The sequence below is a fragment of the Shewanella psychrotolerans genome (assembly GCF_019457595.1).
Taxonomy (GTDB): Bacteria; Pseudomonadota; Gammaproteobacteria; order Enterobacterales; family Shewanellaceae; genus Shewanella; species Shewanella psychrotolerans.
In genome coordinates this window covers 792,040-817,309 of record NZ_CP080419.1, presented here as the reverse complement: position 1 = coordinate 817,309, position 25,270 = coordinate 792,040, and the positions used below count along the sequence as shown (strand labels likewise).

Genomic DNA, 25,270 nt, shown 5'->3' with positions numbered 1-25,270 from the left:
AGTCGCCAAGGGCGACTTTTTTATTACCTCTAACTATGACATTTTGAGCTATCGATTACTTGCAGCGTCTTACAGATTAGGTTTTGCGAAAGACCAAGCTACGAAAGACCGCCACGAAAGACCGAGCCACCCATAGTTAATCAATAACATAGCACCACTATTTGCTAGTGGTTTCTACGCCTATCCAGATAAGCATGACAAATGAGAAAACTCATCGATATGGCAGTCAGCGGAGCAGAAAATAGGTTTGAATAAGTGAAAAGATAATAAAAAAGTAGAATTTAAGGCATCACAAATTGACCTGACTAACAGGCCGAATGCAGAAGTGGAGAGCGGCTAAAGGCTAGCTGAACTGAAGGTGCTGGCAACTACTTGCAAAGTGCCTTCGTCGTTTTTCTAGGTGGGTATAATAGTCATCAACCTCTTGCACTGAACCAACTGGCCCTCTAAAGAGTTTGCCAAAATCTGTCGTTAATTTGAGCCAGGTTTCTGCTGGAACATTAATTCGTTGCAAGATATTCTCAGCACTTTTAGAAATAGCGCCTCGTTTATCTTCTCGGATAACCCGTCCAGTTTCGTCCACCAACTCAAGGTAATCTTTAAAGCTGAACGCTATGCCTTTCGGTTGTTGCGTTCGCTCATTACCAATAAACGGCAAAAGAGGCTTAGGCTGCTCACCGTTCAGTGCTGCATTAATACGTAATTGGATACTGGTGTAGTCACTGTGCTCTGGAGTGCTGGCTATCTTAGCTCTAACAGGGTTTAACTCAACATACGCCATACAGGCTAACAGTGCAGCTTCATCAAGTAAGGCTTGGCTTTTAAAGCGTCCCTCCCAAAAGTGCCCTGTGCAGTTATCTTCCATGTTGGCTTGCCTAGCGATGGGCTCATTGAGGCAGCGCATAAACCAACTGACATCACTGAGTCTTGAGCGATAAGTGGCAATAAGGTGTTTTAACTGGCTAACGAAATGCACTTCAATTAACTCACCTTTGACAAAGCGTTGAGTTAGGTCATTACCGGTAAACAACTTATGCCACTGTTCAACCACTTGTCTATCTGACCAGTTATTCACCGTCTCGATATCGATATGAAGCACTAGGTGAAGATGATTGCTCATTACACAATAGGCTGCTACATCAATGGCAAACACTTCTGATAGCTTCTGTATTTGGGCTTCAACCCACCCCCGACGATGGTCATAATTTTTACCCGTGTATTGGTCTTCTCCGCATAAGAACGCACGGCGAACAACGCGGCTACAACAATGATAATAGGGTGTGTCTTCGATGCTTATTTGAGTTCTGCGAGGGCGTGGCATAAAAACCTCCTTGTTCATGCTCTTCCAAAGCATAGCCGGAGGTTAACCTCTGCGCCATTAACGATGGGTGTCTTAACGATGGTGCATTAACGATGGGTGAGTCACACCAAAGACTGTCAAATCGAAGAGATAAAATCACCTAGTGTAAGTGCGGTTTTGGCCTTCGAAATCATGGATGATTTCGCTGAGCCCTGATGGATGTGCTCGCGGCAAGCCAAAAGAGCGCTTGCACATTCCTCGCCGGACAGGCGATTAGTAACAGTGAAGGTGTGACCTTCAAGCACACTTAACAAATAAGATGCGGCCAAACGCTACTCAAGCAAACATAAAAAAATGCCATCCCTTCATTCCAAGGGCAACAAACTTTGGGGCAAAACCTTCTTAGCTTTTAATTCTCAAGTCACACCAAACACTGTCAAATCGAAGAGATAACATGACCCAGTGTAAGCGCGGTTTTGGCCTTCGAAATCATGGATGATTTCGCAGAGCCCACATGGAAGTGCTCGAACAACATCCTTGTTTAAAAGCCAGTTCGGCAATCCCTGCCTCTCGTTCGTGAGCTCGAAGCTATGCTTCACTCACCGAGCCAAAAGAGTGCTTGCACATTCCTCGCCGGACAGGCGATAAGTAACAGTGAAGGTACGACCTTCAAACCCACTTCCCAAAAAACACAGCCCAACGCTACTTGAACAAACGCTACCTAAGCAACCCCTACAGAAACAACCACCTCGCCAGTAAAATGCAAAAAAGCCACAGTGCAATACTGTGGCTTTTTTAGCGGCGGCTTCCTAGCCACCTTTGAGTCTTACTAAACTATGCCAACAACCTATATTAATAAATTATGTTAATAATCTATAAGTTAGATTGATAAGAAGATTTAGTTCTTCTTAGCGTATTTCGCCGCTTCTTCACCCGCTAGACGACCGAAAGTGATGATGTCAGAGATAGCGTTACCCCCTAAGCGGTTAGCACCATGAACACCACCAGTGACTTCACCAGCGCCATATAGGCCAGGAATAACCTGTTTCTTAGCATTCATCACTTCCGCTTTAGTATCGATCATCACGCCCCCCATAGTGTGATGAACACCAGGAGTCACTTCGATAGCGTAGTAATTACCTTCGTTAAGTGCACGAGGCAGGTTTGGACGCTCAAAATCAGCATCTTTACCGCTAGTCACAAAACTATTGTAACGTGCAACCGTTTCAGTCAAGGCTTTGCCGTCAATTCCAACACCAGGCATATCACCGAGTTTAACTAAGCTATCCGCTGTTGGCGCGACACCTAAACCAATGTACTTATCAATTTTCTTCAATGATTTACGTACTGAATCATCGAAAATCAAGAAGGCTGATTTACCCGTTTGATTAAGAATAGCCGCAGACGCTTTATCACGAGTAGTGATTTCGTTAACGAAACGCTTACCTTCACGGTTAACCAAAATTGCACCGTTACCACGAACGGCTTCGGTCACCATTACACCACCTTTAACAGATAAAGTTGGGTGAGCTTGGATATATTCGATATCTTTCATCGCTGCGCCAGCATTTTCAGCCACATCGATACCATCACCTACCGCACCAGGTTGGTTAGTAGAGATAAAGCCTTTTAGCTTAGGATCAAACTTAGCGACGCGTTCATTGTTCTTAGCGAAACCACCAGTAGCAAGAATAACCGCATCCGCTTTAACCCAGTAGTATCCCTTATACATACCCTTAACGAGGATACCTTTAACTTTACCGCTATCGTCTTTAAGTATTTCGATACCGCGGGTGTTCATGCGTAAATCGATGTTACGTTTAACCGCATTATCATAAAGCACTTGAACCACGTGAGCCCCAACACCAGCACCACCCGTTGGACGGTGTGAACGGTTAACTGATGCGCCACCCATACGGCCCACATCGTTCAGATCGGCGCCCATCGCGGTCATCCAATCGACAGAACCTTTAGAGTGTGAGCTTAAAATTTCAACTAATGCTGGATCGTTAATGTTACGGCCACCTTTCATGGTGTCCTTATACATTAACTCTGGGCTATCGGTAATATCTTTGGCTTTTTGTTGATCGGTCCAAGCCGCGTTCATACCACCAGCGGCTAACTTAGCGTTACCACCAATAACGGGTTCTTTCTCGATAAGAATAACTTTAGCGCCATTATCATGAGCAGAAACTGCAGCAGAGAAACCTGCGCCGCCAGAACCTACAACCACTACGTCAACGGTATCATGCGGTGCGCTAGCAAGAGCTGCTTGACGTTCTGATTTGTCTTTTGCCAATTCAGCAATAGTAGGCTCGTTACGCTCCCACTTCTTAGCATATGGCATGTTAAAATCGAAGCTATGGCAAGAGTCACAGTAAACCATAGATTTTTCATGAGCGCTGTGACATGAGGTACATGCTACATCGCCAGGGAAATGAGAGTCATGAGCATTGTAATGTTCATGTTTAGTGCTTTCAGCCACCTCAGCTAGAGTACCGTGACAAGAAACACATTGTGCATTTTCATAAGTTAAACTGTCATTTGATAGTTCACCGTCTGGTGTATGGCAGCTATCACATTCTTGGTTTTGCACGTGGAATTCGGCTAAATTATCAGCCGCTATAGCATTGCCCACTAGACCGGCTGTGCCCATTAATGTGGCAAGACAGACTGCAAGTTTCATCTTTTTCATTTTTGCTCCCCCTTCTACATTTAACGACGATTAGCCTGCTAACTATAGAAGCACTCTCATTATTTTATTAAGGTTGAAGTGGTATTCACTTTCGAAAGTAGCGTCAAAACTTATCTTGATTTGAACGACTATTACTTTCGCTCGATTTAATCTTTACCCATCGCCTTAGGACCAGCAATAAAATAACCAGAAGTAGAGTGATAAATGACACCTCAATCACAAGCAGTAAAACTGCCTATGCAAAGATGCATAGCCACAAAGAGGTATATGCAATTTTGCATAGCCCATGTAGAGATAGATCACATTGACTCTACATTAACGTAAAATGTATATAACGATTTGCTAATTCGCGCAATACAGCACAGTTTCAATGACAGGTTGGAGGTAAAATTACGCTATGAAATATCTCCTAATTATCCTGTTCAGTATCATCCCCTCTTCCCTGCTAGCCCAGGAAAGCATTGTCTTTGGCGTTCACTCAAAAACAGCGCCATTAGAGTGGCGTAATAACGGAGTCGATCAAGGGTTTAACATCGAATTGATAAATCGAATCGGCCAGCTAATAGACAAGCGCATCATAGTGCGCCGCAAGAGCTTCCAGCAGTTACTAGAAGATGTGCATAATCCTAATAGCGATATCGATGTTATCGCTGTGGTGAGCCCTGTAAATTTAGATCGTAAGTTAAATCAATCCGATCCCATCTATGCCACCCATGCAAAAGCGTATACGCTGCAGGGCAAAGCACTAATAAACAACTGGGCCGATCTGGTTGGTAAGCGTGTTGCTATCAAAAAAAGTGCATTTGTAGATGTATACCTATCTGGCTATCCACAAAACTTTGAACGAGTGGATGTCGATCTCTATGAGACAGGATTTCAGCAGATGATTGACGGCAAAATTGATGTCGTTATTGCTGAAAACTTCGTCGCAAGGCGTTTACTCCCCCTCTACCCATCGGTACGTAGCTCAAGCAATGCGCTCATCTATGGTGCGTTTAACTTTGTTTGCAACGGCGAAAAAAACGCGCTAATGAATCAGATAAATGACGCACTTAGACAACTCAAACTGTCTGGCGAATATGACAAACTCGTCAATAAATGGTTTGGTACTGGGCGAGAAAAAGTTGACTTAACCTCTACCGAAAAGCGGATGTTTTCCTTAGCCATTTTAGTGGCTGTCATCTCTGCCATCGGGATGATCTATACCGGATTTATTAGTGCTAGCTTACGTCGCCATACTAAGGCGCTCGACGCCGAGCTAATTCAACGCAACCGAATAGAAGCTGAAATATCCGAGCTGTCGAAACAATTCCAATCTGTGCTTGATGGGATCCCCCATGGAGTCACCATAGTCAACCAAGAGTTACAACGCTTATGGAGTAATGACAACAATATCCACTTGCTGGTTTCCGACGAATTTTTCTATATCGACAATCGCTCTTTCGTCCTAAAGACAGCGGTACTTGATGTACTATCAAGCCAGAGCTCCTTCATTGCCGACATGCAGTACCAACAACAGTATTGGCAACTACAGATACACCCTATTGCCGAAGATCAGGTCGTTATTCTGCTTGAAGAGTCCACAGAGCAACATCGCCTACGACAAGCCAATGAAGAAGCGAGTCGCCTTGCCTCGCTTGGTGAATTATCGGCAGGTATTGCCCACGAAATAAATAATCCAACGGGATTAATCGTGCATGCGGTATCGCTATTTAGTGCCGCAATAAAAGACTTAACGCCTGCCACGGTACATTATCAGAAGCAAAACCCCTTTTGGCAGGTTGCTGGACTACAACCCCAAGTGGCCATGGAGGAGCTATCTCATAGCTGCAACACTATCGAAGAGGGTGCAAAGCGTATCAGCCGGATCGTTAACGATCTAAAACGTTACGCCATGCCTCATGTTGCCGACGAATATACCCAAGTGTGTCTCAATGATGTGGTCCAAGTCGCGCTGCGCCTGACAGCAAATCAAACTAAATATCACCAAGTAACCACCATGCAGTGTGAACCAAGCCCGCACATTAAGGGCGATGCTCAGCAGCTACATCAAGTACTGATTAATCTTATCCAAAATGCTTGCCATGCTTGCTCTGAACAATCTGGGGCCATAGTGATAGAAACTCATGTTGAAGATGATAAAGCCATATTGAGTATCACTGACAACGGCTGCGGCATGGATAGCGCCACATTAAAGCGTATAACTGAACCCTTTTTCACCACGAGACGCAACCTAGGAGGTAGTGGATTAGGGTTATCGGTATGTAGCCGAATAATCAAAGAGCACCGCGGAGAAATGCAGGTGCAATCGAGTCTGGGTAAAGGCACACAGATCCGCCTGACCTTCGCATTGGAACAACAGGATTAACAAGATGAAACTGGCCAGAAATATTCTTTTAGTCGACGATGAAGCCTCTTGGCTCCGAACACTTGCGGTAACGCTAAGTCGTCTGGTTCCCGAGGCCGATATCGACAGCTGCGTCGATAGTCGCCAAGTGAAGAACCGACTTCAAGTGGGCGACTATGCTCTAGTGCTGCTCGATTTGACGATGCCGTTTCACTCTGGTGAAGAGTTGCTAGCCATGATCCGTACTGAGTTTCCCAACACTCGGGTGATTATTGTGACAGGCGTGAATGAGGTCGATACAGCAGTGCGCTGCATTAAAAAAGGCGCCTATGATTACTTCATTAAAACAGACAATGTGGACGATCTCGCCCACACGGTGCGCCGAGCACTCGAAGTCGTCGGGCTTGAAAGAAACTACCTCTACATCAAAGAGAAATTTTTAAGTCGCAGCTTAGATAACCCCCAAGCCTTTAATAATATATTGACCTGCGAACCACAGATATTAGATCAATTTCGCTATCTCGAAGCCGTCTCATGTAGCCCTGAGCCATTACTCATTTATGGTGCCAGCGGTACAGGTAAAAGCGAGTTTGCCAAGTCTTGCCATAGCCTATATAGCCCAAACGAGCCCTTTATTAGCATCAACTTAGCGGGCATTAATAGCGAATCATTCGAACAGAAAATGTGTGGCCAACTCTATCATCACAGCAATGGTGAATTAGAAGCCGTTGCTGGATTACTCCATCAAGTGGGCAGCGGTGTCCTCTATCTAAATGAAATTGGCGCGCTACCGCTTAACGCCCAAGTAAAACTATTAGCGCTATTAGAAACCAAACAATATTACCCATTAGGTAGCGATACCGCCTACCCAGTAAAATGTAAATTTGTGGTATCGACACAAGACGACTTACTTAAACTCCATCAAGCGGGTCAGTTTCGCAGCGATCTGCTTTATCGTTTGCGCGCCCACAAAATAAAATTACCACCACTAGCGGAGCGTCAGCTGGATATCTCTATGCTAATCAATCATTTTATTGCGCTTGCCGCAGCCGAAATGAATTTACCGGCGCCGATCCAACCGTCAGACTTAGCACCGAGACTCGCCAATTATGATTTTCCAGGCAACCTACACGAGTTAAAAGGAATGGTGTTTGACGCGGTCAGCCGCAGCGATGGTATTGCACTTAACACCTCTCCGTTTATCGAGGCGATTAATGAGCACAAATCATTGCACGAAATCCCCCAAGATCAGATTATCTTCCCCAAGGTGTTACCCACCTTAGCGCAGATGAATCAGGCCCTAATGGATGAAGCCATGAGTCGAACCGCCAATAATCAAACCGCTGCGGCGCAGATATTGGGGATCAGTCAAAGCGCGCTAAGTAGAAGATTAAAAGGACACTAGCGATAACATTGAACATGCAAAAACTAAAAAGCTCGCTTTAAAGGCGAGCTTTTTAGGTCAAAACCAGATTTAGGCTTGATTCGTTTGTGCCAGTCTAGCTTCAGCTTCTTCAGACTCATGCTCTTTTTCTGTGGCATCGACAATGGTCAACACCGCCGCATCACCCACCACGTTACACGAGGTCAATACCATATCTATCAATCGATCTAGGGCTGCCACAATCACGAAGGCTTCAATAGGTAACCCCATCTGATGAATAAGCACACCTATCATTACCATTCCACCACCTGGCACACCACCAGCTCCAACTGACAGTAGGAAGATACTAAATAGCAACGATGGCAACTGCTCCATCGCAATAGGCGCACCAAAGGAGTTCGCCACAAAGAAGATAGCAATAGTGATGTAAATCGATACGCCGCCCATGTTCATCGTCGCGCCTAACGGAACACCAAACCCCGCAACTGCGCGCTTAACACCTAACTTTTCGGTCAAGGTGCGCATGGTCACTGGGATAGTCGCATTAGAGCTGGCAGTCGATAGTGAAAACAGGATCTGCTCTTGCGTCTTAGCACGAAACTCTTTCGCGCTAACCGACGAAAATAGACTCACGGCAACCGGGTATACTACGAAAATCCACAGCAGTAATAATGAGATAATCACCACCATATATTCGATAACACTCATAAACAAACTGGCTTCTAAGGTCGCTCCAAGCTTAAGCATCAAAGCAAACACCCCGAAAGGCGCCAGTTGCATCACTAGGCCGATGAGTTTCATCATCAGCTTGTTGCCTTCTTGAAAACCTTGAGTCAGCAAAGGTACCGCACTGCCCATCGACTTGAGTACGCCACCCACTAACAATGCCATAAAGATAACTTGTAGCATGTTGCCAGAGGTGAATGCCGACACGGGGTTATTAGGCACAATATTAACAATAAGCTGCATCAAATTAGGCAACTCGGTCGCGGTGATCTCTGCTCCAGTGCCGCCAGACATGTCGACCCCAAGGCCCGGTTTTAATAGCAGAGCAACCACTAATGCCGCAAAGATAGCGACTAAGGTATTGATGATGTAAAAACCAAAAGTTTTGCCACCTAAGCGTCCAAAGCTTTTAAGATCATCTAACTCCAACACACCACACACAATACTGACGAATACCAGCGGAACGACCATCATCATGATCATGTTCACAAACATGGTGCCCACACCAGAGGCGACTTCGACTGTCATGCCAGAAAATAGCGAGATATCCGCCAGGAAATACTGAATGATGGAGCCAAGAATTAGACCTGAAAATAGGCCAATAAAGATCCGAGTTGAAAGTGATTTTGTCATATGTTTGCCTTTAATTTAGCGTATCTAATTGCACGCTTTTATCTAAATATCTCATCATTTGAGATCAAGACTCGAGGTGGGAACCCCACTAAGTAGGCAAGGATAGTGAATCATGCTGGCATCAATTTCAATATCAATTAAACCAAGTTAAATCAATCACAAAAAAACAACAGCAAAAACCAAGCGTAAGCAACTGAAATAAAGCTACAAAATAAAAAGGCGACCTTAAACACTAAAACAAACTTTTACATCACATCATATAAAACAACTGTAGGGCCAAAAAACGCTCAAAAATAGCAGGGATATCAACTGCAAAAACCACAACATACAGCAGTAAACCCCACCAAAGATCAAGTGTTAAGTCAAAATGCCTGCACACTATATAACAGCAGTTGATCCCACTGATGTTGCAGCAAGTTAAACCAGTACTCGCACTGTTTTAGCACAAAATAAAAGCCGCCAAACCAAATATTATAAACAATTGATTTAGCAGCATTAATAAGATTAATTTAACAACAAGGTTAACCTAAAAGATAACATTTAGTGCTTAAGCTAACCAAAGCTCCACATCACGAATAATAAAGTTGCCAGTATAAACCGGATGAGGTTCACCTATTGGCTCTAGCTCAAAATAGCGGCGATGATCTTCAGGTAAGCCCTCATAACCACAAATCACCTGATACAACCAACTCTCTTGATCCCACGCCAATGCCAACTGTTGGTGATATTCTAGCGCCGACTGCCGCAACCCAGAATCAATCACAGCGCAGAAGTATTCATCGACCGCCAGTTTTAATGGATTATCAGGGATATCGAAGTCTTCAGCATCGACTAAGGCAAATGGCACATCGTGCTCACGCACAATCGTCTCGCGACCCACACGGGAGATCGCCTTGATCTGCGCCACCATCTGCAGCAGTTCGCTCTCATAGCCAGTATTATTCACATCGACCGCGGCGGGAGCCAATATGGCATCGGCGCGATTAAACAGTGTCGGCAGTTGCTTATGGCCAACGTGATCGGCTACCTGATAATCAGGATGCTGATCGGTATAAAGTAACCAGCCTTTAAGCAGACGAGTACGCCCCTGGATCTGTCTAAAACGCCCCAGTAGTTCAAGTAAACGGCCCTGCACCACACTCAGCTCCTGAGTACAGTCACTCAAGGTTTCCTGTAGGGTGGTGATAAGTAACTTACGTAACTCACGGATATCACCGGCGATTTCACCCAGCTCACTAAACTGGAACATCTCTAAGCCGTTAAGCAACTCAGAAACCTGACTCTGGGCTAATTCGTTTTCACGGATCTTGGCGTTGATGGTACCGACATAACCAAACTCGTTGTTAATCCGGCTCCAAAGTACCCGAATCGAATAACGTATGCCTTCTGCAAAGCTATAGACATGCTCACTTAAATCAGCCAGATAGGCCTCACTGGCACTGTAATCCACCGCATGACGGGCTTCTTTATAGTGATCGGCTAAGGTCTTAATCGTGGCGAGCCCTGAGCCAACATTGGCATCAATTTGACGATTACGCTCATCGCTTAACGCTTCTTCCAACAGTGCACGCACTGAGCGCTTAAGGCGCAGCTCTTGATCAGGTTCTGGGCGCCACAAGATATCGGCTTTACGCAGCTTCTCTACTGCCGCAGCATTCTCGCCATCTTCAGCAACCGAGCCAGATAGGTACACATCCATGACCAACTCGGCATGACGCCCCAGCTGTTTAAGTAGCGTTACCCCGGCTTGGTGTAAGTTACTACTCATATTAGATAAGATCCCTTTGAGTGGCGGTTTCGGCTTGCGCCTCTAAGCTTAAGCCTTCGGTTTCATCAATAAAGCGGATCACTTCATAAAGATAATCCAGTTTGCCAGTGGCGATATAGATTTGCTTCTCGATATTAGGACGCAGCAAATACCCTAGCTCCACCAAACGCTTAAACACCAACTTTATCTGCGCGTCCACTTGGCTACTGCTAGAGCCAAACAGACGATAATGGCTGATCTTAGCCAGTTGCTCGCGAAACGCAGGCGTATCTTCGATGCGCATCTGTAACTCGCTTAAACGCACGGCAGCGCCTTCAGATAACGGCGCATCTTGACCACTGGCCTCTTGCACTAGTACCAACCATTCCACCAGCGGGATCAATGCATTACAGATATCCTTAAACTGACTCGATATCACTTTACGTTCATCATCGCCGAGCTGAAGATAACCACAAAAAAACACCTCACCTTCACCGGCCGAGGCCACAGTACGGTTAATCTGATTCAGGTATTGCTCAACGCTATCGCGTGCCGATTGAGACTTTAGCGCACGCCAAGCCTCTTCGTTACTGGTGCGGCAGATAAACTCACCGCGCAACAAGCTTTCAATCAAAGCGCCCTGACCAACTAATACAGTTTGTGTGGTGCTACTCATTTACACAGCCTCCTTGGAAAATCGTTGGCTTAACTTGTCGGCGATAGGATTAACTTGTGGCTTAACCACCTGTAACTTCTTGGTCTGTTTGTTGATGATATAACGGTTAACAAACAGGTTAAGCACCTCAGATTCTGGGTTAGGGAACGCACCTAATACACTGATATTGTTGTTTTCACAGGCATCAAAAATCTTTTTCACGTTACCGTGGTGTAAAGTCCCCAGCTCATCGATAGGCCAATGAATAGTGACGTCGGCACGTCCTCTGAGCAGTCGGGTAAAGGCAAGCAGGAACTTACACAAGATCAGATAAGCCATACCATGGCTCGATGATTCATTTAGCTGTCTGTCGGTTCGAATAATAAGGTCGCTGTTCCCCTCTTTCAGACGTAGCTCAATCTCGAGCAACTTAGCGATCCCGCCAGTTAACGCAGCGCGGCCAATAATATCGAGTGCTCGGCGCATACTGTTGGTGTAGTGCTCATCGGGCAGCTCGGCAAAGCCATCGGCCTTCCACAGACGGAACGCCTTAACAAACACCTCAAGCTCAGGCCAAAACTCCAGTTCACTAATGCGTGAGCGGATACGAACCGCAGATTCGCTAACCCCATCGAGAAACAGTTCTTCACCCACTTCACGAGTAATACGCGCACTTTGCGAGGCGATGCGGCGATCGATATCGGCCAGTACATCGTAAAATGCGGTTAGATCGATACCAAAGTTACGCCCCTGTTCACGCAGGCCCATTACCGCTTGCGGCACCATAACATTAAGTAACTGCTCAAGCTGTGGCACCAATTTACGATAGTCCAGCAGACGGATGCCTTTATCGTTAATAAAGCTCGACTCTTCACGAGCGCGCTCCCAGGTTTCGGACAGACTCGAACCTGACTTGCTGGCGATCACCGAATCAAAGTGCTCGATATACTGTTTTACCGCCCCAAGTTGCTGATCACGGCGTAGTAATAACTCTTCACCTTGGCGCAGACGTTCGGTCAAGCCACCTTGAAGCTCATCGTTATTGGCTGGCAGTTTTAACTCAGCCAGTTTACGCATCACGCTGCGTAGCTTGGTGAGGTTTTCAGACGCCTCAACCTGAATCGCATCCGACTGTTTACGCTCACCATCGAGGATTTGACGCTGATGTTTAACCTCATTGGCCTTAGCTGTTAGCTGCTGCTCTAGTTCCGATGCGGCAATTTTGACCTGACTTAACTCTGTTTGCAGCTTAGGTTTACGTGAAAGCCAAGTGTGCTGATACCAGTCATCGAAACGCAGCACTTCGCTGCGACGTTGCTCGGCTTTGCTAATATTGGTTTCGAGATCGCGGATCTCTTGCTTAAGCTTAACGATCTTGTCTTCATCTACGCCGCGAGATTTAAGCTCGTTCTTGTACCATTGCTCACAGGCTTTCAGCTCGTTTTTGGCATCTTGACGGCGCTGGTTAATATTGGTTTTAACCTGAGCTAGCTGATTGTCGAGCACACCGACAACCTCTTGCCAATAGGCATTTTTCTCCATCCGCGCTTCGAGGGCTTGCTCTTTTTGCTCTTCGATCCACGCTTGATGTTGAGACGCAAGCTGCTTAACCTCGCTATCGAGGCGGCTAAGTTGCTTTTGCGCCTCGGCCTTACGACCACTTAACGCCTTATTGATCTTTTCTTGCTCGCTACGCTTCTCGTCGAACAGGCGGCGTAAATCATCACGGCTATTCTTATAAGCCGTCTTAGCAAAGGTCAGTTCACGATTGAGCTTATCCAGTTCGGCGTTAATCGCCACCAGCTGATCTTCTGCCTCTGCCTGCAGCGCTTTGGCAGCATTTAACGATTCTTCCGCTTCGCTATAGCGGCCGCGCAGCTCCTGCTCAGACGCCGCGTATTCAGGGATCTCAAGGGCTTTTAGATCGAGCGTTACGCCGCAGAAACTGTCTTGAGGCTCGGCAAGCGTCGGGTGCAGATCGCTACGATGTAGTAGCTCTGGGTTGATTAACTTACCGATATTAGTTTCCCAACCCGATACTTCTTTGCGTAAATATTCGAGTAAGGTGTGGGATTGTGGGAAAAGCACATGATGCAGCTCATCAAGCTGAGTCTGACGCTCAATGACGCGCAGACCGGCTTGACGCAGCGCCTCGTTGGCTTGATCGCGCTTAGCCCTAAGTTTTCGCTCTTCACCGCTGAGTCTATCAAGCTTAAGGTTGCAGGCTTCTTGCTCTTCATCGGCACGGGAGATCCGCTCATCAAATACCGCAAGCGCCAGCTTTTCCTCTTCACTATAGGTGACATTGTTGACCTGCATAGTCAGCTGGGCCGCTGTCAGTTTAAGCTGGTATTCCTGTTCGCTGTGCTTAGCTCGCCCAGCGTCCATCTGTTCACGCCACTGCAGCTCCAGTGCGGCAAGCTCATTGCGAGCTAACGCTTGCTGCTTGTCTCTGGCCTCACGGTGTTTATCTTGCTCTTTATCGAGTTGTTCAAGTTCGCGGTTGAGGTTTTCACCAATCTTACTGCGACGGGCGTTATAGGCCGCTTCAATATCTTGGTGTTTTTCGGTTTGCAGCTTATGACGCTCGGTTAAGTTCTCTAAACTGCCACGCCAGCTAGGCAGCTGCTCAAGATCCAGCTTGGCTTGCTCGATATTGGCATCGAGAAACGAACCATGCTGATCTTCGATAGCATCGAGTTCATATTCAATCTTAGCCACATCCCCCTTTGCCGCGGAGAGATCAAGGTTAAGCTCGTCACGAACTTCTTTCCACTCATCATCGAGTTGGCGTAGTTTAATGCCCAGCTCTTTAGAGCGCTGCTGATGTTGTTCTTGGCGCTCAACTTCTGCGGATTCATCTTTACCGTAGCCCCGCTTTAAGCTCCCAAGACGCTGCTCTGCACTCAGTAACTGGTTGAACTCTTGCTCTAACTTGTCGAATTCGGGACGGATCTGCTCGAAGCCTTGAATAAGCTGGCTTTCTCTAATCCAGGCTTCTACACGTTGTGGATTGAGTCGCGATGTCGGCGGGTTAACCCCATCTTCTTCAAGAATGGCAGCGATCATTGATTTGATCGTTTCCATCTTGCCCTCTTTCGAGTGCACCGCTTTGGCTAGCTTCTCAATATGGCGCAGCGAGTGCTCGCTCTGACACAGTGAAAATTGACGGGCATACGCCCTAAGCTCACTGCGGTTGCTGCCCGTGCTCAGAAGGGCGCGATCGTTTTGAATAATGGCGCGATATTCACGGGTATTAAGCAAGTTACTTACCGCAACGCCAGCCCGCTTCATCTCACGGCCCAGTTCAGCCATGTTATGGCATAAAATAGAGCCGCCTTGCTGTGACTTAACATAATCGTCTAACGCAAACTCTTTTGCGATAAAGCGGTAGTTAACCCCTTTACCGTCACCCGCTGAGGCTAATACGGCTTGGCTAAATAAGCCATCATCACGCGTGTACTCGTAAATGATATAACTTGAATCGTGGGGCAGATACCAACGCTCGAAACTGTCGCGTGTAGAGGGCACCACTCGGCTCGGGTATTCGCCATAAAATACCGGGACTAAACGCTGTAGGGTGGTTTTTCCAGATGCATTGGTACCACAAATATTAGTATGTCCATTGAGGGCGAGTTCCACTACGCCGGGGAGGTGCGTATTAATCAGCACTATTCGATTCAAGCTTGGCATCTGTATCCTTATCCAAACGGCACTAATGATCGACAATAGCTCGATACTAGCCCGTATAAAATCCAGTCGATATTAAGGCATCACTAGATAGGGTGTGCAATATAATCCCACTAAAGTAAATCAAAGCAGCAGGCTTGGCAATTAAGGCTGAAGATAGCAGCTTTTAGACGTTTAAAAAGCGCGCTGAGAGCGAAAATTGGTACAAGAAACAAACAGGCAGGCGACAACAATCCACAAGAATAATGCGATTCTTGTGGTCGACCTCTTCCGAGAGCGGGACATGATCAATAAGGAAAATTAAAACCCTTGGGCAAAGATCCCAAATGAGCAAAACACCGCCACAAACCAAGAAAGCGATCTCATGGTACTTTTATCAAGCAGATATAAAATATGGTACAGGATGCGTGCAAGCACATGGACGATAGCCAACAGCGCGACGGTATCGTTAACCTTACCCAGCGCCATGACAGTTAATGCCGATAGACCAAACAGTACCAAAGACTCAAAGGCATTTTGATGCCCAGCCACAGCGCGAGCGCCAAATCCAGTTAACTGCGCCTGTTGGGTTCTGGGATGGCTGTTATCATATCCCCCATGTTTGGCCATCGCCACTGCCACAGGCCCTTTGGCCAAATAAGGCAATAGCATGGCTATCAGTAAGCAGGTCAATAATATCGTCATGGTTATTATTCCTTATATCAGTCAGTTGCTAGGTGCTAGCAACGGTATTGATTTTCATCGCGCCTTATCGAGTGCATCGCAGAGCGCCTCAATCCCCAAAACAGTTCTTGGCGTAGCACGGTGTAACAGATCGGCATTTAACTGGTAAATGTGTGCTTGTTTCACCGCGGGGATCTCTTGCCATTTGGACCAGTCGATACCATTGATATTGCCCTCATCTTGGCTTTGCAAAATCACTTGCGGCATTTTCAGCAACACGGCCTCAAGGCTCACCTGTGGATATTCATTAGCGGCATCGGCAAACACATTTTCGCCGTGACACACCTCGATGATCTGCTCAATCCAACTGCCCTTAGCCACAGTCATTAAGGGCGTGGACCACAACTGATAAAACACTTTAACCGCACTCTTTTCATTATTGCTAAGGCGTAGGGCTTGCAGCTTGGCAAGGTATTGTTCGGCCACCCGCTGTGATTGCGCTTGATGACCTGTACGCTCACCAAGGGCTTTTAGATCATCGGCAACAGCTTGTAACGATTTGGGGTCACTATCAAAAATAGGGTAACCAAGCTGGGTTAAGCGCTCAATATCTTCCAGCTTATTACCGCTGCCCCAAACCACAATCAGATCGGGATTAAGCTCAATAATCCGTTCTATCTGGATGCCATAATAGCCACCAACACGTGGGATCTGTTTTGCTGCTTCGGGAAAATCGGCGTGATCTGTAGCCGCAACGATACTGTCTCCTGCGCCTATCGCATAAAGCATCTCAACCCCATGGGGCGAGAGCGCAACAATCCGGCTCGCGGGCGCTGCCAGCAAGGTAGAGGAAAATAAAAATAAGCATAAAAACAAACATCTACAATACATATTGACTCTTATCAACCTAATTAGGATAACGTTTAAAGGAAAACTGTTTTTTAGCATCAACAACGAAAAGCAATATTACTACTATAGCGTTTCGACACAAGCTAAAGTAGCATGGGTTGTAAGCCGAAAAATTAATCAGTACAGACATTTAGAGTTATAACCGCGCGCCCATAGATAATGTCTATACTTTTAAACAAATGTTGACTCACTAGCGACAATGCAAGCAACGGAGTACCCAGCTTTGTCTACATCACTCAAATTCAGTAATAAACCTAAACTAACCAAACCGAGTAGCACACTCCCGCCATGGCTGGTTCTGATCGTTGATGATGATCATGCCGTTCATCAAGTGACTAAACTGGTGATGCGTGGTTTTGAATTTTGTGGACGCAATATCGAATTTTTATCAGCCTTTAATGGCGAAGAAGCTAAGCAGATCCTAACAGACCAGCCCAATATTGCCATGACACTGCTAGACGTTGTCATGGAGAGCAACGATGCAGGTCTGCAACTAACCCGCTGGATAAGGGAAGATTTGGGTAATCTTAATATTCGAATTGTACTGCGTACTGGCCAGCCGGGTCAGGCTCCTGAAGAAAAAGTGATCCGTGATTATGATATCAACGATTACAAAGAAAAAACCGAACTAACCCACGCAAAACTCGTCACCGTATTCTATGCAAGTCTTAGAGGCTACCGGGATATTATTAAGCTTGAAAGAGCAAAACTCTCCCTTAGACGAGCAATCAGTGCAATTTCATCAGTTTACGATGTGCAGAACCTGCGAGAGTTCGCTTCAGCAGTGCTTGAACAGCTTAATGACCTGTTAAACTTTAACGGTGATGGGCTATGTGCCAGCATCACCGAAAGCTATACGGCAAGCTCCAATGAGGGGCAGCTTAAGATCTTAGCGGCAACCGATGCCTACTCAGATATGCAATTAGACAACAGTATTGATAACCTGCCAGCATCGGCTAAAGCCTCGATCCATAAAGCACTGCAAGACAAACAGCATCACTTTGATGAGTATTCAGTCACCTGCTATTACCGCAGTAAAGTGGGCAGTGAAACCGTTGTCTACCTCTCGTTTGACAATAAAATCGAAGCCGAAGGGCAAGAATTACTAGAGATATTCACCGCCAACGTCGCTATCACTTATGAAAGCCTACTACTGCGAGAAGAGATAGAGGACACCCAAAGATCGACCATCTATATTCTCGGAGAAGCCGTAGAAAAACGCTCCAAAGAAACTGGAGCACATGTTAAACGCGTCGGTGAAATATCCGCGCTGCTGGGACGAGGATTAGCCTTGCCAGAACGCTATGTCAATGACCTCCTCCAGGCTGCTCCTCTGCACGACATAGGCAAGATAGGGATCCCAGATGCCATACTCAACAAACCGGGAAGATTCGAACCCGATGAGTGGGAGATCATGAAACAACACGCATTTATCGGTTACGAACTACTGGCCAGTTCAGATAAACGTATATTACAAATGGCCGCGACCATCGCCCATCAACATCATGAAAAATGGGATGGCACGGGTTACCCTCAAGGATTAGCAGGTGAGAATATCGATATTGCAGGCAGAATATCAGCACTTGCGGATGTGGTTGATGCCCTAGTGAGTAAACGTTGCTACAAACCGTCTTGGCGTCTGCCTGAGGCACTCGATTATGTAAAATCTGAAAGCGGTAAACACTTTGACCCAACACTCATTAGCATACTGTTTTCAAACCTAGATCAATTAGAAAAGATTTATGAACGTTATCCAGATACCTATAATCTAGCTTGATTAACTGATGCCATTAAATGACCGCAATAGGCGACACTATGAAGACAACACTCTTTGATGACACAGAAAGCCGCATATTAGCTGAGGCCGCACTGCGAAAAATATCTGAAAACACCTCCCGCAAAACGGGAGATGACTTCTTTCAGGTGTTGGTAAAAGATCTCGCTCAAGCGCTGGACATCTTCTATGTTATCGCCGGTCGTATCGTCAAAGATGAAACACAAACCGTCCATAACCAAACCATCGCGATATGGGCTGGTGATGACTATATGGAAAATATCAGTTATCCGCTCCAAGATACCCCTTGTCACGAGGTCATGACCGACAGCATATGCTTTCATGGCAGTAATATATGCCAACTCTACCCCAAAGATAAGCTTCTGGTCGATATGGGGGCAGACAGCTATATCGGCATATCTATGGTCGATACCCATGGTGAGACTTTAGGGATACTGGTCGCAATAGATAAAAAGCCCATCGATGCCAATAAACGCTTATTGGCGCTGTCTTTACTCTCGATATTCGCCACTCGTTGCGCCGCAGAGCTACAACACCAAGATAGAGAGAATCAACTCGAAAACCTAGTTAAGCAGCGAACTGCAGCACTAAAGAAAACCCAAGAAAGTCTATTAGAAAAAGAGAAAATGGCTTCTTTGGGCTCACTGGTTGCGGGCATTGCCCATGAAATTAATACCCCAATAGGCGTTGCCGTGACTGGTGCATCTAGCCTGATTGAGTTTGCAAGTGAAATGGATCGACGCCTCAATAGTGATGAAGTCACCAGAGAGGAGCTACAAGAGTTAATTGATCTGATCACCCAAGGCGCACAGCTCATCGATGTCAACCTGCAACGAGCGGCAAGTTTAATAATGAGTTTTAAACAGTTAGCAGTTGATCAGAGTAATGAGCACAAGTCAGAAATTGAACTCGGTGAGTATATCGATAGCATTTTTATCGCCCACGCTGCCGCAATGCGAAAAGCCAAAGTCAGCTATAGACTCAAGATAATTGATAACGTCAGTATCCATCTCCATGTGGGCAAGCTAGCGCAACTGTTTTCTAATTTGATAATGAATAGCCTCACCCATGCCTTTCCTGAAGATAGTGGAGGCCAGATAACGGTTACAATCGAACACAAAAAACAGCAGGCAATAATTACTTTTACCGATGATGGCGTCGGCATTAAACCTGAAGTTAAAAGTCATATATTTGATCCGTTTTTCACCACCAACCGCGGAAAAGGCGGTAGCGGTTTAGGCATGCATATTGTCTATAACATCGTGAGTAACTTTAATGGCAAGATCGCCATACCAGATACAGAAACGGGCTTAACACTTAAGATCACCTTGCCGTTAATCGAAGATTAATATCTGCAGCAGCGCCGACACAGCGTTGTCAGCCGCCTCGATTTGAGCCTATGGGAAATTTTGAACATAAATGAGCTGACCTCCGAATGAAGGTATTAGCATTGTTTGGCTTGTAGCATTTGCCGGAATAGGTTTTTACATCGCTGATGGTAGCGTTAACCTTCATGGTTTTGAATTGCTTGCAGCAGGCCTCACGTGCAAACACATTTGTGACACGGTGAGTGAAGCGGAGCTTCGTGCTTACGAACGAGAGGCATGGATGCCGAACTGGCTTTTAGACATGGACGTTGTTCAAGCACTTCCATGTGAGCTCTACCTCGGCATCCATGCCTCGGAAGGTCACAACTGTGTTCACACCTAGTTTTCTATCTCTTCGATTTGACCTTACTGGTACCACTTGGGCAATCACAAGTTAACTCATTTCTGGACATTTTCGAGTTAAAACCTTAACTCTAACCTGTCTGTTTCAGATAAAAATTTCTATGGGATAACGCCCTAATCAGCCGACGCGTTAGCGGTCGGCTGCATTTGATTGTTATGCTCTGGTTCGATTAGGCGCTGTATCATTTGGTCGTAAGCTCTTTGCCGTAGTTGTACCGCCAACATTACCGAACAGAACAGCAGAAAGACAAAGCCGGCAACGGATGTAGCTCCATGACCAAAACCAAGCATCCCAAGTGAAAGCAGACCAAGAATGCTGAAGAAGCCTATACTCAACCTCAAAAACCAGAGATCAATAAATCTAAAAAATCTGTTTCGTGCAATTTGTGCGTACCGGAACTCGCCTCCTTCATAAGAGACCATTCCTGGTGTTTTCTTTAGTGCATAGATAATTTTTGAACACTGTTCATGTCGGATGAGCTCAATAATATCTCCGTAGCTCATTCTTAGTCCATGAATTAGGCGGAATAACTCGGTCACAGAATGAATGCTCTCTCTGCCGACTGCTTCTTCAAATTTTTCTAGGAGTTCAGCTTTGATTTTTCTTGATTGTCCTATATTGAAAAGCACCAAAGCAATCGTTCCAAGAGATGAAATTAGGCCGAAAGCTAATTTCGATATTACTTCAATGTCCATATTTCTCTCCGAGAGCATAACGCTTTTCTACACTGGCGAAATTGCGCGGAGCGTGATTGAGTCCAATGCCCACTGCGAAGCAGTTTTGTGGGCGGGTGCTAGAACTTGTTATATTTTCGTGCTCATTAATTTAGTACTACCTTGGAAACCATATTTTTTATATAAACTATGCGCATCATCTGTGGCAAGCATTAGAAATTTACCTTTCCACCTTTCATCATTAACAATGACATCCATAAGCCACTTTCCAATACCATTACCTTTGTGTTCGGTATCAATGATTACGTCCGCGATATACCCAAACGTAGCATAGTCAGTTACCACCCTACCAAAACCGATTTGTTCTTTGGCCTTATATACTGAAAAGCACACTGAATTATCAATTGTTGTTTTTATAACATCGATACTTCTAGTTGATGCCCAATATGATGATTCTAGTAATATTTTCAGAGTCTCTATATTAACCCGCTCTGAATCATCGGTAATATAATATTCGCCATTGTCTAGTTGCATATACTTTCCGAAATATAACGATCGTGATTCACGAGCCGAAGGTCTCGTGTAATGGGTTGTTCTTTACTTTCGGAGAGAGGCGGTTATCGCTACTCAATCCGTGAGTTCATATTCCATGCCCTTGGGGCTTAATTGATGCCCCCCTGCGGCGTGAGGGAAGCATCGCTTCTTTACTTGAAGTCAATTGCAGGTCTCTTTAAAGCTTCGCTTTACGAGCCTTAGCAAGTGCCTTCAAGCTATCATAAATAAGGCGTTTCTTCCATCGCGTTTGGCTCTATCTATTCCTTCGGCTAGACTTAAATATCACTTCTTTTTTGCTAAAAATCGTCTACCGCAGGTCAAGAACATTTTATTAGTGCGCATGCGCGTTTACCTCGTTGGACCAGTGAAAACGCGCACAGTTAACTATCTGTATGTAATGAACTTATCAGCATTTTGCTAAATATACCATCTGGAAAAACGCGCATGCGCGTTTTCCAAACCTATTATCTACTTGACGAATAGTATAAGTGATTAATTTTAACACTATTTATTTAAGCCAAAATGAGAAAATGCGCACGAATATAGGATAAAAATCGTTCAAAATCCTGATAATTTGAATATAACTGTATACTTATCCCATTTTTTGATGGGCTGTATGTAGTGGTATAGTGAATCACATCTCACGGGTGTCGCGATGATAATTGCTAGGCCAAAAAGTCCATTCATTACTGAGCTACCGAAAACCCATTAACCCACTTTTGGGCAAAAATCAGTTAGCTTTTGAACTAGCAGCTCACACCAAATGCAGCTTAATCGAAGAAACGTTAGAACCCAAGTGTAAACGCGGCTGCGGCCTTTGCCAGCATGGATGCTGGCGTAGAGCCCACAGGGACTGTGCTTGCGGCGAGTCGCAGAAGTGTTTGCACATTCACTCACCGCAGGTGATAGGTTGCCATGAAGGTACACTTTCAAGCACTAGTTCCAAAAAAGACTCCGCCAATTACTACCCAAACATAGTAAAAAATGCCAAGCCTTCATTTAAAGGGCAACAAACTTTGGAGGCACTTTTAATTCTGAATTCACACCAAATACGACTAAATCGAAGAGGCGTTAGATATAGGTGTAAGCGCGGTTTTGGCCTTCGAAATCATGGCCGAAAATGTTCCCGACATTGTTTCGGCATTCACGACTTCCATGTAAGTCAGATGATTTCGCAGAGCCCACATGGATGTGCTCGAACAACATCCTTGTTTAAAAGCCAGTTCGGCAATCCCTGCCTCTCGTTCGTGAGCTCGAAGCTATGCTTCACTCACCGAGCCCAAAGAGTGCTTGCACATACGTCGTTGCTTCATCTCCTTGTGATCACGACATTGGTACTTCCATGTACAGCACTCGCGGGACTGGCGTTAGGTAACAGCGAAGGGTCTCCCTTCAAGACTTTCAATAAATGAACATGCAGCCAAACTCTATCTAACTTAATAATCAAATCCGATTTGCGCTTTAACGCCGGCTTCAAAGGCGTGTTTAATCGGTTGCACTTCACTCACGGTATCGGCTAACTCTAAAATCGCGCGATGGCACGCCCTTCCAGTAATGATCACGTGTTGCATTGGCGGCCGATTCTTAAGGGCCTCAAGAACCCGATCTAACTCAATGTAGTGATAACTCACCATGTAGGTCAGTTCATCGAGCAAGATAATATCTATGGTGTCATCTTTAAGCAAAGCTTCAGCGGCTTCCCACGCTCCCATCGCCGCTAAGGTATCTTTCTCTCTGTCTTGGGTTTCCCAGGTAAACCCTGTGCCCATAACATGAAACTCGACTCCCACCTTCTCTAATACGTTGCGCTCTCCACAAGGCCAATTCCCCTTGATAAATTGCACTACCGCCGCCTTTTTACCATGGCCGACGGCTCGGGTTATACTGCCAAAGCCACCTGTAGACTTGCCTTTGCCATTACCAGTAAGTACCAGTAGTACCCCTTTTTCGATTTGCGCCTTCGCTATCTTAGCATCGACTGCCGCTTTTACTTTTTGTTGACGGGCCTTATGACGCTGCGCCTTTAGCTCATCTGTGCTCTTGCTACTATCATCCATCTTATCTGTCATTTTCATTCCTATTCATTCGCCTAGAGCCCTATTCCCTCACTTAGAGCGAAGTATTCAGTACGTTGTGCTTTTATGATTCTATTATTGGAAGATCATTTAGCTCGGCTAATGATCTATGTGCTTGCTGAAATAATTGCTGAGACTCTTTGCATATCCATATGTTCGGCTAACATATCTGCTAGTCGGTCTAACTGCTCTTGCCTCAGTGCATCAATATCTATAGCGTCAGGGCCCATCTTTCCTGACTCGCTCATGCCAGCCCAGCCCATTCCTGCCCAGCTTAGTAGTAAGCGGCACGCCTCTGGCGTATCGAAAACACCATGAAGATAGGTGCCCAAGATCTGCCCATCAGAGGATAGGCAGCCATCATGGAACTGACGACCATCATCACTGTTTAACATCATTAGCGCCGTTTGCTGAGAGAGAAGCTTAGAGCGGCCACAATGGATCTCATAACCACTCACCTTAGCTTGTTCACCGAGCAGATTTAAACAACCTGACACTTGGGCTAAACGCTTATCTGGGGTCAACTCCGTGACTATTGGCAGAAGGCCGAGACCATCACTCTCACCGACAGCTCCCTCAACACCTAAAGGATCATCAATTGCAAGCCCGAGCATCTGGTAACCACCGCAGATCCCAATCACCTTGCCGCCATACCTAAGATGGGTTTTAATCAGTTTGTCCCAACCGTTATTCAACATGGTCGTTAAATCTTGGCGAACGCTCTTACTGCCGGGCAAAATAATCAGATCCGCTTGGGGCGCTGTGCCATCAAATGTTGAAGTCACTGTCACATAATTAAACTCAATATCTGGATGTAAGCGCAGGGCATCAAAATCGGTATGGTTACTAATGCGCGGCCAAACCAACACCAACACCTTAAATTTCGCTTGAGCAGATTTTTGCGGTGCGACCATTAAGGCATCTTCGGCGTCCAGGTGCAGATCGTTCAGGTAGGGCAATACGCCTAACACAGGTTTATTGATCTCTGCTTCAAGCCAATCTAATCCCGATTGCAGCAGGCCAATGTCACCGCGAAAACGGTTAATCACCACTCCTTTCACTCGCGCACGCTCGGAGTCGGACAACAAGGCTAAGGTGCCAACGATATGGGCAAACACGCCCCCTTTATCGATATCGGCAATCAAGATAACCGGGCAATCGACCTCTTCGGCAAACCCCATGTTAGCTATATCACCTTCACGCAAATTAATCTCGGCTGGGCTACCCGCCCCCTCAACCATAACAAGCTCATATTGCGCTATTAATCTTGAGAGTGAATCAAGCACCGCAGCCATCGCCTTAGTACGATAACCCGCCGCATCTTTGCCAAAATAGGCTTGGCCGTCCATATGAGATAGCGCTTTACCTTGCACTATCACCTGCGAGCTGGTGTCGGAACAGGGCTTTAACAAAATGGGATTAAAATCCGTGTGGGCTGCTAAGCCACAGGCAACCGCTTGTAACGCCTGCGCTCGGCCAATTTCGCCACCATCAGCGGTTACGGCACTGTTTAGCGCCATATTTTGCGGCTTGAAGGGTGCGACCTTAACACCTTTCCGCGCAAAGTAACGGCACAGACCAGCCACCAAGGTACTCTTGCCCGCATCTGACGTGGTGCCCTGCACCATTAAGATTGATGATTGATTGCTATTTGAGGACACTGTTATCCAACCCATTCATTAACTATTTAC

16 protein-coding genes are annotated in these 25,270 nt (G+C 45.9%); 4 read left to right on the top strand and 12 right to left on the bottom strand.

Going from position 1 to position 25,270, the window contains the following annotated elements; all coding sequences use genetic code 11:
• Positions 1-343: 343 nt before the first annotated feature.
• Entirely contained in the window at positions 344-1,321 is a 978-nt protein-coding gene (locus K0I62_RS03610; protein WP_220070167.1) for a transposase, read from the bottom strand.
• A gap of 877 nt (positions 1,322-2,198) precedes the next feature.
• A complete protein-coding gene (locus K0I62_RS03605; protein WP_220070166.1) occupies positions 2,199-3,995 on the bottom strand; it encodes a flavocytochrome c in 1,797 nt (598 codons plus the stop codon).
• 397 nt (positions 3,996-4,392) lie between these two features.
• On the opposite strand from K0I62_RS03605, the gene K0I62_RS03600 reads away from it, so the two are divergent.
• Positions 4,393-6,363 carry an ATP-binding protein gene (locus K0I62_RS03600; protein ID WP_220070165.1) on the top strand — a complete coding sequence of 657 codons (1,971 nt, stop codon included), beginning with the start codon at positions 4,393-4,395 and terminating at the stop codon, positions 6,361-6,363.
• 4 nt (positions 6,364-6,367) lie between these two features.
• Positions 6,368-7,747 carry a sigma-54-dependent transcriptional regulator gene (locus K0I62_RS03595; RefSeq protein ID WP_220070164.1) on the top strand — a complete coding sequence of 460 codons (1,380 nt, stop codon included), beginning with the start codon at positions 6,368-6,370 and terminating at the stop codon, positions 7,745-7,747.
• 69 nt (positions 7,748-7,816) lie between these two features.
• On the opposite strand, the gene K0I62_RS03590 is transcribed toward K0I62_RS03595, so the two are convergent.
• The 6 genes from K0I62_RS03590 to K0I62_RS03565 form a co-directional block, all read right to left on the bottom strand.
• The gene (locus tag K0I62_RS03590; protein WP_220070163.1) at positions 7,817-9,085 is read right to left on the bottom strand and encodes a dicarboxylate/amino acid:cation symporter; all 1,269 of its coding nucleotides are present in this window, start codon (positions 9,083-9,085) and stop codon (positions 7,817-7,819) included.
• Between the two features lie 547 nt (positions 9,086-9,632).
• Positions 9,633-10,853: a phosphoenolpyruvate carboxylase gene (locus K0I62_RS03585; RefSeq protein ID WP_220070162.1), complete on the bottom strand. Its 1,221-nt coding sequence runs from the start codon at positions 10,851-10,853 to the stop codon at positions 9,633-9,635.
• A gap of 1 nt (position 10,854) precedes the next feature.
• The gene (locus tag K0I62_RS03580; protein WP_220070161.1) at positions 10,855-11,508 is read right to left on the bottom strand and encodes a hypothetical protein; all 654 of its coding nucleotides are present in this window, start codon (positions 11,506-11,508) and stop codon (positions 10,855-10,857) included.
• Complete coding sequence (locus K0I62_RS03575) at positions 11,509-15,180, bottom strand: ATP-binding protein (RefSeq protein WP_220070160.1); 3,672 nt, start codon at positions 15,178-15,180, stop codon at positions 11,509-11,511.
• Positions 15,181-15,477: 297 nt separating this feature from the next.
• On the bottom strand, positions 15,478-15,861 hold the full coding sequence (locus K0I62_RS03570; protein WP_220070159.1) for an MAPEG family protein: 384 nt from the start codon (positions 15,859-15,861) through the stop codon (positions 15,478-15,480).
• A gap of 54 nt (positions 15,862-15,915) precedes the next feature.
• On the bottom strand, positions 15,916-16,731 hold the full coding sequence (locus K0I62_RS03565; protein ID WP_220070158.1) for a cobalamin-binding protein: 816 nt from the start codon (positions 16,729-16,731) through the stop codon (positions 15,916-15,918).
• Positions 16,732-16,972: 241 nt separating this feature from the next.
• Here K0I62_RS03565 and K0I62_RS03560 point away from each other — a divergent pair, with 241 nt between their 5' ends.
• On the top strand, positions 16,973-18,526 hold the full coding sequence (locus K0I62_RS03560; protein ID WP_220070157.1) for a DUF3369 domain-containing protein: 1,554 nt from the start codon (positions 16,973-16,975) through the stop codon (positions 18,524-18,526).
• A 38-nt stretch (positions 18,527-18,564) separates the two neighbouring features.
• On the top strand, positions 18,565-19,893 hold the full coding sequence (locus K0I62_RS03555; RefSeq protein ID WP_220070156.1) for a sensor histidine kinase: 1,329 nt from the start codon (positions 18,565-18,567) through the stop codon (positions 19,891-19,893).
• A gap of 495 nt (positions 19,894-20,388) precedes the next feature.
• Here K0I62_RS03555 and K0I62_RS03550 read toward each other — a convergent pair whose 3' ends face one another.
• The 4 genes from K0I62_RS03550 to K0I62_RS03535 form a co-directional block, all read right to left on the bottom strand.
• A complete protein-coding gene (locus tag K0I62_RS03550) occupies positions 20,389-20,970 on the bottom strand; it encodes a hypothetical protein (RefSeq protein ID WP_220070155.1) in 582 nt (193 codons plus the stop codon).
• A 108-nt stretch (positions 20,971-21,078) separates the two neighbouring features.
• Positions 21,079-21,483: a GNAT family N-acetyltransferase gene (locus K0I62_RS03545; protein WP_220070154.1), complete on the bottom strand. Its 405-nt coding sequence runs from the start codon at positions 21,481-21,483 to the stop codon at positions 21,079-21,081.
• A 1,457-nt stretch (positions 21,484-22,940) separates the two neighbouring features.
• Positions 22,941-23,573: a cob(I)yrinic acid a,c-diamide adenosyltransferase gene (cobO, locus tag K0I62_RS03540; protein WP_220070153.1), complete on the bottom strand. Its 633-nt coding sequence runs from the start codon at positions 23,571-23,573 to the stop codon at positions 22,941-22,943.
• A gap of 113 nt (positions 23,574-23,686) precedes the next feature.
• The gene (locus K0I62_RS03535; protein ID WP_220070152.1) at positions 23,687-25,255 is read right to left on the bottom strand and encodes a cobyric acid synthase; all 1,569 of its coding nucleotides are present in this window, start codon (positions 25,253-25,255) and stop codon (positions 23,687-23,689) included.
• Positions 25,256-25,270 lie beyond the last annotated feature (15 nt).